Source organism: Pseudomonas syringae group sp. 243L2 (assembly GCF_032587875.1).
GTDB classification, from domain to species: Bacteria; Pseudomonadota; Gammaproteobacteria; order Pseudomonadales; family Pseudomonadaceae; genus Aquipseudomonas; species Aquipseudomonas amygdali.
Genome location: NZ_JAWHPL010000040.1, coordinates 287,448 through 299,290, shown reverse-complemented (window position 1 = coordinate 299,290; position 11,843 = coordinate 287,448). Strand labels below are relative to the sequence as shown.

Annotated in this window: 13 protein-coding genes; 4 read left to right on the top strand and 9 right to left on the bottom strand. The window is 59.3% G+C overall.

Annotated features, from left to right (window positions below; translation table 11 throughout):
• Positions 1–26: 26 nt before the first annotated feature.
• Complete coding sequence (locus RYB66_RS24460; RefSeq protein ID WP_005778543.1) at positions 27–515, top strand: cytochrome c oxidase assembly protein; 489 nt, start codon at positions 27–29, stop codon at positions 513–515.
• Between the two features lie 63 nt (positions 516–578).
• Complete coding sequence (locus RYB66_RS24455) at positions 579–1,214, top strand: SCO family protein (protein WP_080164849.1); 636 nt, start codon at positions 579–581, stop codon at positions 1,212–1,214.
• Between the two features lie 154 nt (positions 1,215–1,368).
• On the opposite strand, the gene RYB66_RS24450 is transcribed toward RYB66_RS24455, so the two are convergent.
• Genes RYB66_RS24450 through RYB66_RS24440 form a run of 3 tightly spaced genes read right to left on the bottom strand, consistent with a single transcriptional unit; the run spans position 1,369 to position 3,873 of the window.
• On the bottom strand, positions 1,369–2,142 hold the full coding sequence (locus RYB66_RS24450; protein WP_005744804.1) for a MetQ/NlpA family ABC transporter substrate-binding protein: 774 nt from the start codon (positions 2,140–2,142) through the stop codon (positions 1,369–1,371).
• Positions 2,143–2,191: 49 nt separating this feature from the next.
• Positions 2,192–2,866 carry a methionine ABC transporter permease gene (locus tag RYB66_RS24445; protein WP_004666537.1) on the bottom strand — a complete coding sequence of 225 codons (675 nt, stop codon included), beginning with the start codon at positions 2,864–2,866 and terminating at the stop codon, positions 2,192–2,194.
• Positions 2,866–3,873, bottom strand: a complete 1,008-nt coding sequence (locus tag RYB66_RS24440) for a methionine ABC transporter ATP-binding protein (protein WP_002551540.1) — start codon at positions 3,871–3,873, stop codon at positions 2,866–2,868. Before RYB66_RS24440 ends, RYB66_RS24445 begins: the two co-directional genes overlap by 1 nt.
• 306 nt (positions 3,874–4,179) lie before the next feature.
• On the opposite strand from RYB66_RS24440, the gene katE reads away from it, so the two are divergent.
• On the top strand, positions 4,180–6,330 hold the full coding sequence (gene katE, locus RYB66_RS24435; protein ID WP_005744805.1) for a catalase HPII: 2,151 nt from the start codon (positions 4,180–4,182) through the stop codon (positions 6,328–6,330).
• 152 nt (positions 6,331–6,482) lie between these two features.
• On the opposite strand, the gene RYB66_RS24430 is transcribed toward katE, so the two are convergent.
• The 4 genes from RYB66_RS24430 to RYB66_RS24415 are packed head-to-tail and all read right to left on the bottom strand — an operon-like array spanning position 6,483 to position 9,298.
• The gene (locus RYB66_RS24430) at positions 6,483–7,199 is read right to left on the bottom strand and encodes a PA5502 family lipoprotein (protein WP_316895703.1); all 717 of its coding nucleotides are present in this window, start codon (positions 7,197–7,199) and stop codon (positions 6,483–6,485) included.
• Positions 7,200–7,237: 38 nt separating this feature from the next.
• On the bottom strand, positions 7,238–8,026 hold the full coding sequence (gene znuB, locus RYB66_RS24425; RefSeq protein ID WP_005731662.1) for a zinc ABC transporter permease subunit ZnuB: 789 nt from the start codon (positions 8,024–8,026) through the stop codon (positions 7,238–7,240).
• Positions 8,019–8,816 (bottom strand): zinc ABC transporter ATP-binding protein ZnuC, encoded by a 798-nt coding sequence (gene znuC, locus RYB66_RS24420; protein ID WP_005757620.1) that lies wholly within the window; start codon positions 8,814–8,816, stop codon positions 8,019–8,021. The genes znuB and znuC overlap by 8 nt, the downstream gene beginning before the upstream one ends.
• Positions 8,816–9,298, bottom strand: a complete 483-nt coding sequence (locus tag RYB66_RS24415) for a Fur family transcriptional regulator (RefSeq protein ID WP_002551451.1) — start codon at positions 9,296–9,298, stop codon at positions 8,816–8,818. The genes znuC and RYB66_RS24415 overlap by 1 nt, the downstream gene beginning before the upstream one ends.
• 67 nt (positions 9,299–9,365) lie before the next feature.
• Here RYB66_RS24415 and znuA point away from each other — a divergent pair, with 67 nt between their 5' ends.
• Positions 9,366–10,307, top strand: coding sequence for a zinc ABC transporter substrate-binding protein ZnuA (gene znuA, locus RYB66_RS24410; RefSeq protein WP_316895701.1), 942 nt, complete (start codon positions 9,366–9,368; stop codon positions 10,305–10,307).
• Between the two features lie 249 nt (positions 10,308–10,556).
• On the opposite strand, the gene RYB66_RS24405 is transcribed toward znuA, so the two are convergent.
• Together RYB66_RS24405 and RYB66_RS24400 are read right to left on the bottom strand one after the other, a co-directional pair.
• Positions 10,557–11,507, bottom strand: coding sequence for a homoserine kinase (locus RYB66_RS24405; RefSeq protein WP_316895700.1), 951 nt, complete (start codon positions 11,505–11,507; stop codon positions 10,557–10,559).
• A gap of 36 nt (positions 11,508–11,543) precedes the next feature.
• The gene (locus tag RYB66_RS24400) at positions 11,544–11,831 is read right to left on the bottom strand and encodes a DUF2782 domain-containing protein (protein ID WP_004655238.1); all 288 of its coding nucleotides are present in this window, start codon (positions 11,829–11,831) and stop codon (positions 11,544–11,546) included.
• Positions 11,832–11,843: the final 12 nt, after the last annotated feature.

The window sequence follows — 11,843 nt, the reverse complement described above, 5'->3', positions numbered from 1 at the left end:
TGTCTGACATAAAAAGTGAGCCCGGCATGACTCAGCCTCTTTTATCCAAGCGGCTTGCTCTGCGTTTGATCTGTTTGCTGGTGATCATGTTCATCTGCGGATTTGCATTGCCGTCGCTCTATGCTTTGCTGACCGGGTATGACAGAAACCGCGACCAGGACGCTTCGCGGCAGATCGAGGTGCAGTTCACCGCGACAAACTCTGCCGGGATGGTCTGGGCGTTCTACCCGCGCGCCAGCCAGATGCAAATCAACCCTGGTGCGGTCAACGAGATGATTTTCGTGGCGCAGAACCCTACTGACAAACCGATGAAAGCCCAGGCTGTACCGGGCATTTCGCCGGGGAAGGCGGCAGAGTGGTTTCACAAGACCGAATGTTTCTGCTTCACCCAACAGACCTTACAGCCGGGTGAGCGTATCGAGATGCCCGTGCGCTTCATCGTTGATCGCGACCTGCCCGCAGAGGTGAAACGCCTGACGCTGGCCTATACGCTGTTCGATGTCACTGCGCCCTAGGCGCTCGAAGCCATATAGGCCATCATCCCTGGCCGCATGCCGATCACTACTCGCGTTGATGCCATGACCACCCGTACCCAGAAAACAGTTTTTATCGCTGCCGCCATTGTTGCCCTCGTTCTGGGCGTGATCCTCAGCCAGTTGCTGCCGGGCAGCGGGTCAGAGGATCAGGCGGCACTTAACGATGCAGGTATTGTGCTGCTACCGAAAAGTCGCCCGTTGCCAGCCTTGAGCATGTCGGACCAGAACGGCGCAGCGGTGGCCCTTGATGGCTTGAAAGGCAAATGGACGCTGATGTTTTTCGGCTACACCTTCTGCCCGGACATCTGCCCCACTACCCTGGCGCAGATAAAGCAGATCAGGACCGAGCTGCCTGAAAAGGTGGTCGAGCGCATGCGTGTGGTGCTAGTCAGCGTCGACCCTGACCGCGACACGCCGCAGCAGCTCAAGCAATACCTGGGTTATTTCGACAAGCAGTACATCGGCCTCACGGCACCTGTCGCTGATATCCAGAAGCTGGCCAACGCAGTGAGCATCCCGTTCATTCCGGCCGATACCAGAAAACCGAACTACTTTGTCGACCACAGCGGCAACCTGGCTTTGATCGGGCCGGACGGCACCCAGCGAGGCTTTATCCGCGCGCCGCTGAACAACCAGAAGCTGGTGAAGCAATTGCCTGGGTTGCTGGAGAGGGATTAGTCAGTGCACTGACACGAAGTCGCCGAGGACGCGGAGCGTCCTGAAGGGCGCTACCACGCGGTAGGGTTGTGTCTGGCGCGGGAATGCAGCCCCCAATGCTCTGCGTCGCAAGGGACACAGAGCATAGGCTCGAGAACCACAAGGTGCGATCAGATCAGAACGCCGGAACCACAGCGCCTTTGTATTTCTCGGCCAGGAAGGTTTTCACTTCAGGACTCTGCAGGGCCGCTACCAGCTTTTTCATCGCGTCTGAATCCTTGTTGTCCGGGCGGGCAACCAGAATGTTCGCGTATGGCGAATCGGCACCTTCGATGATCAGTGCGTCCTTGGTCGGCTCAAGCTTGGCGCTCAAGGCATAATTGGTATTGATCAGCGCCAGATCGACCTGAGTCAGTACGCGCGGCAACGTAGCTGCTTCCAGCTCACGGAACTTGAGGTCTTTCGGGTTATTCACGACATCCGAAGGCTTGGACAGGATATTGGTCGGATCCTTCAAGGTAATCAGACCTGCCTTGGCCAGCAGCAGCAAGGCACGGCCTTCATTGGTGGCGTCGTTTGGCAGGGCGACGTTGGCACCGTTGGGCAGTTCTTCCATCGTCTTGAACTTGTCCGAGTACGCGCCGAACGGCTCTACGTGAACCTTGGCCACTGCGACCAGATCTGTGCCCTTGCCCTTGTTGAACTCATCCAGATACGGCTGGTGCTGGAAGAAGTTCGCGTCCATACGGTTCTGCGACACCTGTACGTTCGGCTGGATGTAGTCGTTGAACACCTTGATGTTCAAGTCCACGCCTTCTTTGGCCAGCGTCGGTTTGACGAACTCGAGAATCTCGGCGTGCGGCACGGCAGAGGCCGCGACGGTCAGGGTTTCGTTGGCCTGCGCGGACAAGGCAGTAACAGCGGCGAATATGGCCAATAGTTTTTTCATGCAACAACTCCTTTGGGCCCGCACAGGCGGGCCGATACCAACGGTTCGATCAACGATGTGTGAAATGCGCGACCAGTCTGTCGCCGATGGTTTGCAGAATCTGCACCAGCACCAGCAACAATACGACCGTCACGAACATCACATCGTTCTGGAAGCGTTGATAACCATATCGGATGGCCAGATCGCCCAGCCCGCCAGCACCCACGGCACCGGCCATGGCGGTGAACGACACCAGCGCAATGGCGGTAACAGTGATTGCAGCCAGAATGCCGGGGCGCGCTTCAGGCAGCAGCGCCTTGACGATGATCTGCCGAGTCGTCGCGCCCATGGCCTGCGTGGCTTCGATGATGCCGCGATCCACTTCGCGCAATGCTGTCTCTACCAGACGCGCAAAGAACGGCGTGGCGCCAGCGATCAGCGGCGGCAACGTGCCGAGAATGCCCAGTGACGTGCCGGTAATGATTTCGGTGAGCGGCATCATCACGATCAGCAGGATGATGAACGGCAACGCACGCAGCATGTTCACAATCAACCCGACCGTGGCGTACAGCTGCTTGTGTTCCAGCAACTGCCGCGGCGAAGTGAGGAACATCAGCACACCCAGCGGCAGGCCAAGCAGGATGGTGAAGCCCAGCGAAACACCGAGCATGATCAACGTGTCGCCGGTGGCGACCCAGATCTCGTACCAGTCGACATTGGAAAACAGGTTCAGAAAAGCGTCCATCAGCGCAGCACCTCCATATGAACGTCGGCGGCGGTGAAGCGCGCAAAAGCAGCGTCCATATCGCCGCCGGTGATGGCCAGCGTCAACTGCCCGTAAGGGGTGTCCTTGATGCGGTCGATGCGTCCGGCAAGGATGCTGTAGTCGACGCCGGTTTCGCGGGCCACGGTGCCCAGCAGAGGCGCATACGTCGCATCGCCCTGAAAGGTCAGGCGCACGATACGGCCTTGAACATGAGCGAAATCGTCACGCTGTTCATTTTCATCGATCTGGTCATCTTCCTGCACAAAACGCTTGGTCGTCGGGTGCTGCGGATGCAGAAACACATCGGCGACCTTGCCTTGCTCGACAATCACGCCAGCGTCCATGACCGCCACCTGGTCACAGACGCGACGAATCACGTCCATTTCATGGGTGATGAGCACGATGGTCAGCTTCAGTTCGCGATTGATCTCGGCCAACAATTGCAAAACCGACGCAGTGGTCTGCGGGTCCAGCGCGCTGGTGGCTTCATCGCACAGCAGGATTTTCGGCTTGGTGGCCAGGGCGCGGGCGATGCCGACGCGCTGCTTTTGGCCGCCGGACAATTGCGCCGGGTATTTTTTCGCATGATCGGACAATCCAACCCGCTCCAACAGCTCAGCCACGCGCTGGTCGATCTGCTTGCGGGGCATGTCACCCGCCAGCGTCAGCGGCATCGCAACATTGTCGGCCACGGTTTTGGAGGCCAGCAGATTGAAGTGCTGGAAGATCATCCCGACTTGTTGGCGGAAGCGGCGCAGGCCATTGGCATCAAGCGCCGTGACGTCTTCACCGTCAACCACGATCTGTCCACCGCTCGGGGTCTCCAGACGGTTGATCAGGCGCAGCAAGGTACTTTTGCCAGCGCCGGAATGGCCGATGATGCCGAACACCTGGCCGCCGTCGACGCGCAGGCTGGTAGGGTGCAGGGCCGGTATTTCCTTGCCTGCCACCCGATAGGTTTTGTGGACGTTATGAAACTCGATCACGGAGCGAACCTTGTGGGGCGCGTTAAAAAATCAGCGCAGTGGCAGGACGCCACCTGCTTCGTTACCTCGGCCGGGTAAAGCCGGGCGCGCATTTTAGCCTGTCCGGCCCGCTGTGCTTAGCATTTATTTGCAGGCTGCCCTGCGCAACGGGCATAACGCGACCGTTGGTAAAGATGTGCGACAAATAAAGGGAACGGCTGTTTTAGGCCTCGGTCACTTCTTGGATACCGTGATTTCCCGCTTACGCCAGGGAAGTCGTATTCAGCGAACCCAACTCAATGATTGGGGCGAGATAAGGAGTCTCTGATGGCTAGCAAGAACGCACCACCTGTAACCGCAACGCCCAAGAGCGAATTGGCAGGTACCGACACCCTGGACCGTGGCAATACCAACGACAAGCTGGAAAGCCTTGAGCAGTTCCGCTCGGACGCGACCCAGCAGGCACTGCGCACCAATCACGGTGTCAAGATTTCCGATAACCAGAACACACTGAAAGTCGGCAGCCGCGGCCCATCGCTGCTCGAAGACTTCATCATGCGTGAAAAGATCACGCACTTTGACCATGAGCGTATTCCGGAGCGTATCGTTCACGCCCGCGGCACCGCGGCACATGGTTATTTCCAGACCTATGAAGACCATGGCGCGCTGAGTAAAGCAGGCTTCCTGCGTGATCCGGGCAAGAAGACCCCGGTGTTCGTGCGCTTCTCTACCGTTCAGGGCCCGCGCGGCTCGGGCGATACCGTGCGCGACGTGCGTGGCTTTGCGGTCAAGCTCTACACCGAAGAAGGCAACTTCGATCTGGTCGGCAACAACATGCCGATCTTTTTCATTCAGGACGCCATCAAGTTTCCTGACTTCGTGCACGCGGTAAAACCAGAGCCGCATAACGAAATCCCGACCGGGGGCTCGGCTCACGACACCTTCTGGGACTTCGTTTCGCTGGTGCCGGAATCTGCACACATGGTGCTGTGGACCATGTCCGACCGTGCCATTCCGAAAAGCCTGCGCACCATGCAGGGCTTTGGTATCCACACCTTCCGCTTTATCAACACCGAAGGTAAGTCGAGCTTCGTGAAGTTTCACTGGAAGCCCAAGTTCGGCGTGTGCTCGCTGGTCTGGGACGAAGCGCAGAAGCTCGCTGGCAAGGACACCGATTTCCACCGCCGCGACCTGTGGGAATCCATCGAGATGGGCGACTACCCGGAATGGGAACTGGGCGTGCAGATCGTTGCCGAGGAAGACGAGCACAAGTTCGACTTCGACCTGCTCGATCCGACCAAGATCATTCCCGAAGAACTGGTACCGGTCACTCCGCTGGGCAAGATGGTCTTGAACCGTAACCCGGACAATTATTTCGCCGAGACCGAGCAGGTTGCCTTCTGCCCGGGCCACATCGTGCCAGGTATCGACTTCTCCAATGACCCGCTGCTGCAAGGTCGCCTGTTCTCCTACACCGACACGCAGATCAGCCGTCTGGGTGGGCCGAACTTCCACGAGATCCCGATCAACCGTCCGATTGCGCCTAACCATAACGGTCAGCGCGATGCGCAGCACCGCACCACCATCGACAAGGGCCGCGCTTCTTACGAGCCGAACTCGATCGATGGCGGCTGGCCGAAAGAAACCCCTGCCGGCCCGGTAGATGGCGGCTTCGAGACCTACCCTGAGCGCGTTGAAGCGCACAAGGTTCGTGAGCGCAGCGAATCGTTTGGCGACCACTTCTCGCAGGCCACCCTGTTCTTCCAGAGCATGAGCCATCACGAGAAAGAGCACATCATCGCGGCCTATAGCTTCGAGTTGGGCAAGGTCGAGCGCGAGTACATTCGTGCCCGTCAGGTCGACGAGATTCTGGCCAATATCGACCTGGAACTGGCCAGCCGCGTAGCCGCCAATCTGGGCTTGCCAGCACCGACTGCCGGGACCGTGCCAGTGCGCCAGACTTCGGTAAAAGAGTCGCCGGCGCTGAGCCAGGTCAACCTGCTTTCTGGCGATATCGTTTCACGCAAGGTTGCCATTCTTGTGGCAGACGGCGTGGACGGCAAAGCGGTCGAAGCCATGAAAGCTGCACTGACTGCCGAAGGTGCACACGCCAAGGTATTGGGCCCGACCTCCGCACCGGTCAAGACCGCTGACGGCCAGAGCCTGCCAGTGGACGCATCGGCTGAAGGCCTGCCTTCGGTAGCGTTCGACGCAGTCTTCGTGCCGGGTGGCAAGGCTTCGATCGAAGCGCTGAAAGGCGACGGCGTGGCACTGCACTTCATCCTGGAAGCCTACAAGCACCTCAAGGCTATCTCCTTTGCCGGGGAGGCCAAGGAGCTGTTGAGCCTGCTACGCCTGGAAGAAGATGCGGGCCTGCTGGAGGTATCCGATAGCAAATCGTTCAAAGCGTTCTTCAACGCGATTGCTCAGCACCGTGTATGGGATCGTGAAGTGAAAGCCAAGGCCGTTCCGGCTTGATCTGACGTGCTAGATCGCTCCCGCGCTCCGGCGTGGGAGCGCCTTTCTGAACCTTCTCGCCCCCCCACATAGACTCCCCAACACTTCTCGTTCCTCACGTTCCGCGTGGGAATGCAGTTCTGGACGCTCTGCGTCCGCTTTGAAGGATCGACTCAGGACTTCGCTGGCGTCAGGATGATCTGCGCTTTTTCATTGCGCTCGATCTGGCGACGCAATTGCAGCTCGAAATCCGGATTGGCCTTGACCACCCGTTTGGTCAGCAACGTGGCCAGCCACGGATAGTCTTCGGTGCGCGGCACCACCAGCAGCACTTCACAGTTGAACGCTACGGTATCCGCTGCGATATCGTCCAGTTGACGACGCAATGCACGCATATCGCCGATCTTGAGTACAATTGTCGTGCTTTCTGCCGACGGATCGATGAGCTTGGCAACCCTTCTGGCTTCGGCCGCCTTCAAATCAGCTTCGGCTTTCTCCAGCTCGGCCTTGCGCGCATGAGCAATAGCGCCGTTGACACCACTGGTCAGTGCCGGTGCCTTGGGCATCAGCGCGCGCGCACGAGTGAGTGCGTTGGCCGCCGCATTCATATCACCCTTCTGCAGGCTGATCTGGCTGCGACTCAGATAGGCTTCGGCCAGACGACGCTGAAAAGGCTCGAGGCGGATATCGGCAGGATTGGCGGCCTGCAATGCGGCCAGTTGATCCTCGGCCGTCGCCAGCTCATTGCTGACGATGTTCTGCTCAAGCTGAGCGAACGCGTCAGGCTGAACGTCGGAGGCAGGCGTCTCGGCAGTGGGCGCACTCTGGCAGGCACCCAGCAGGATGGAAAATGCGACAAGCAGCAGATAGCGTGGGGCGAACGGCTTCATTCCTGCGATTCTCTAGTTTGCGCAAAAAACGAGCAAGTCTACACCGCTCGCCTGGGTAGAACAAAGCTGAGCAAAAACAACGCTGCAGCGGATACCACTATAGACGGTCCTGCCGGGGTGTCCTTGAACCATGACAATGATAGCCCGACACACACGGCTATCACGCCTAACAGACTTGCACCCAGCGCCATCTGCTCCGGCGAGCGGGCGTGACGCTGCGCCGCAGCGGCGGGAATGATCAGCAGCGACGTGATCAGCAGAACGCCGACGATCTTCATCGCCACAGCGATTACCACGGCGATCAGCAGCATCAGCGCCATGCGCAATGCCGCGACGGGCAGACCTTCGACCCGCGCCAGCTCTTCATGCACGGTGATTGCCAGCAGCGGGCGCCACAGCGCAACAATCAATACCAGCACCAGCGCGCTGCCGCCCAGGATCCAGGTCAGATCAGCCGGGCTGATGGCAAGCAGGTCGCCAAACAGATAAGCCATCAGGTCGATACGCACTTCATGCATGAAGCTGAGCACCACCAGGCCGAGCGACAGCGTGCTCGGTGCGAGGATCCCCAGCAGTGTGTCCGAGGCCAGCGGCTGGCGCTGTTGCAGCGTGACCAGCAGCACCGCCAGCAGCAGGCAGCCGACCGTCACTGCAATGGTCGGGCTGATATCCAGCAGGAAGCCAAGCGCCACACCGAGCAATGCTGCGTGGGAAAGCGTATCGCCGAAGTACGCCATGCGCCGCCAGACCACGAACGACCCCAGCGGGCCGGCGACGACAGCCAGAGCAACGCCTGCGAGCAAGGCATACAGTAAAAAATCAGCCATGCTTGCAGTGGTCTCCGTGAACATGAGTGTGAGTATGTGAGGAAGTCGCCGGTGCATCATTCACCACAGCGCCATGCAGATCGTGGGCGTGGTCGTGATGGTGGTGATAGATCGCCAGGCTTTGCGCATTTTTGCCGAACAGCTCGACAAACGCCGGATCATGGCTGACCTGCTCGGGATGCCCGGAGCAGCAAACATGGCGGTTCAGACAGACCACCTGATCGGTCGTGCTCATGACCAGATGCAAATCATGAGACACCATCAGCACGCCGCACTGGTGGCGGTCGCGCAACCGGGTAATAAGGCCGTACAGCTCGGCCTGACCTGCCACGTCGACACCCTGCACCGGCTCATCGAGCACCAGCAATTCAGGCTTGCGCAACAAGGCTCGGGCCAGCAGAACGCGCTGCATCTCGCCACCGGAAATACCTTGAATCGGGCTATCGATGACCTTCTCGGCCCCGACTTCTTCCAGGGCAGACTCTGCAGCCATGCGGTCCACACCGGGCACCAGACGCAAAAAGCGCAGCACCGACAGCGGCAGCGTCTGATCCACATGCAGTTTTTGCGGCATGTAACCGACACGCAGCTTCGGCTTGCGCCAGACGGTTCCGGAGTCGGGCTTGAGCAGCCCCAGCACTGCACGCACCAGCGTGGTTTTGCCAGCGCCGTTAGGGCCGATCAGCGTAACGATTTCGCCCGGCTTTACGCTCAACTGGATGTTGTCCAGAACGCTTTGCCCGGACAGCGTTACAGCGACCTGCTCCAGACGTATCAATGCATCCGTCATCAAGCCGCCTTGCAGCCGGCGCATACACCCACAATCTCGACCGTCTGGCCTTCGACCGCGAAGCCAACGCCTGCAGCGGCATCGATGACGGCATTGCTGATGGCCGGGTGCTGCAGCTCGATCGCCGCGTGACACAGGCGGCAAATCAGAAACTGCCCCTGATGCGCATGAGTGGGGTGATTGCAGCCGGTGAACGCGTTGAGTGAGGCGATGCGGTGCACCAGACCGTTTTCCAGCAGGAAATCCAGTGCACGATAAACGGTTGGCGGCGCAGCGCGGCGACCGTCTTCATCACTCAACACCGCGAGGATGTCGTAGGCACCCAGCGGCTTGTGGCTCTGCCAGACCAGTTCCAGCACGCGACGGCGCAAGGTGGTCAGGCGCAGACCCTGTTTGGCGCACAGCGCATCGGCTTCAGCGAGGGCCGAATGCACGCAGTGAGAGTGGTCATGGGGGCGACTGGCCAGGGGAGTATTGGGCATGAGCAGCGACGATATTGGCTAGAGACGTTATTATGTTACCTGTTCCTGGCTTATATGAGTGATTCGAGTGCGCCGTCTTTTAAATCTTGTTGCTGTTTTGTGGGTCAGTCTGCTGGTCATTTCTCCTGTTCAGGCCGAGGTCCGGGTGCTGACCAGTATCAAGCCATTGCAGCTGATTGCAGCGGCTGTGCAGGATGGCGTTGGTACACCGGAAGTGCTTCTGCCACCGGGTGCCTCACCGCATAACTACGCGCTGCGTCCATCCGACGTACGGCGTGTACAGGAAGTAGAGTTGCTCTACTGGATCGGCCCGGACATGGAAACCTTCCTGCCGCGCGTCCTTCAGGGCCGCAAACTGCCTGAAGTTGCCGTACAGACGCTGCCGGGCATGCACTTGCGTCACTTTGGCGAAGACAATGCCTCGCATGATGACCACGAACATGATCACGACAACGATTCAGACGAACATGATCATGATCACCGGCCCGGCAGCCTGGATTCACACCTGTGGCTGTCGACCGTCAACGCGCGGGTGATCGCCGCAAAAATGGCCACTGACCTGAGCGCTGCCGACCCTGCCAATGCAGCTCGTTATGCGAGTAACGCTGCCGCATTCAGCAAACGCCTTGACGCGCTGGATGCTCGTATCAAGGGTCGGGTCAGTGCAGTGGCAGGCAAGCCTTACTTCGTCTTCCACGAGGCCTTCGATTATTTCGAAGAGGCCTATGGGCTCAAACACGCCGGGGTATTCGCCATCGCCGCCGAGATCCAGCCCGGCGCGCAGCATGTCGCCGCCATGCGTGAACGCCTGAAGGCTGCGGGCAAAACCTGTGTATTCAGTGAACCACCACTGCGCCCGCGTCTGGCTGAAACCTTGAGCGCAGGCCTGCCGGTCAAGCTGGCGGAGCTGGATGGACTGGGCGGCTACACCCCGGCCACCGCGCAGGGTTACGAGCAGGTATTGCAGAAGCTGGCTGATGACCTGGCAGGTTGCCTGAGCAGTCTCTGACTGCCACCGCCCACATCGCAGCACTGCTGTGTGACGCTGAGCGTCACGAACTGCATTCCCACGCTGGAGCGTGAGGAACGATAGTCGTCAGGGATAACACTATCGTGCCCATGCTCCGCGTGGGCATGCCGGTCTGGACGCTTCGCGTCCTCTTGCGACGCGGAGCGTCACGCACTGCATTCCCACGCGGAGCATGGGAACGAGAGTCAACCGTCCGACTGGTTCAGACGCGCGGAGACAGGTCTGGTCTCAGAGCGCAAACGGCAAGGCTATGTGCGCTTCCTGGCGCTCAGCCAGACGGCGCTCGAACTCCGCGGGATCATGAATCAGCACGTCCTGACCGGCGAAGGTTTCGGCGGCGATCAGGCGTGACAGCCAGAAACGCACGCAGGCGATGCGCAACATGGTCGTCCAGAGCTTCGACTCCGCCGCAGTGAATGGTCGCAAACCTGCATAAGCCCCCAGCAGCGCACGAGCACGGACGGCATCGAGCTGGCCGTTTTCACGCGAGCACCAGTCATTGAGGGCAATCGCCAGGTCGTAGAGCATCGGACCGGAACAGGCGTTATAGAAGTCGATCAGCCCGGTCAGGTGCGTGCCTTCAAACAACACGTTGTCACGAAACAGGTCCGCGTGCAGGTTGGCGCGCGGCAACGCCATGATCTGTGGCTTGAAGTCTTCGATCTCTTGAAGGCTCTTTTCCAGCAAGGCTCGCTGGGTTTCGCCCAGATGCGACAGAAAATTGCGCCCCTCACTCAGCATCCAGTCCAGACCTCGATCGGTCTTGCGCTCCAGCAACTGCTCACGGGTCGCCAGATGCAGGTTGGCCAACAGCTCGCCAATCTGCACGCAGTGCTGGGTATTGGGCTCGCTGATGTGCTTGCCTGGCAAACGTGGCTGCAGAAGCGCCGGTTTGTCCGCCAATTGCCGCAGGGCCTCACCGTCGGTGGTGCGCAATGCGTACGGCACCGGCAAATCGGCATCGTGCAGCACGTCGAGCAGCTCGATGAAGAATGGCATCTCCTGCACCGGGCCGCGTTCGACCAGCGTCAGAACGAATTCGCCCTGCTCCAGACTGATGAAGTAGTTGGTGTTTTCGCTACCGGCGGCAATGCCCTGATAGTCAAGCAAACGGCCGAGCCCGTAAGGGGCGAGAAATGCTTCCAGCTCGGGCCGGGCCAACGGGGTAAAAACGGACATATCAGAACTGCCAGCAATTAAAGTGAATGTAGGTGGCTACCATTCGAATATTTTCCACTCCGGGATCAGCATGTCCGGTTGGTCCGAACGGATAAAATTGGGACTTGTACCATCGGATCGCACCAGAAAATAGGGCTTGCCGTGCTTGGGGGTAATCTTTACAGCATACAGAAAGCCGTTCTGGCGGTATTCCTGAATGGTTTTGTCCCCGTCGGTGCGGATAGTAACGTCCGGTGCAGCCGAAGGTGGGTCCTCTGCTGAAACTGCGAGCAAAGGACAAAATGCCAACAGGCCGGTCAATATCAGTCGATTTACCTTGCACATGATAACCTTGTC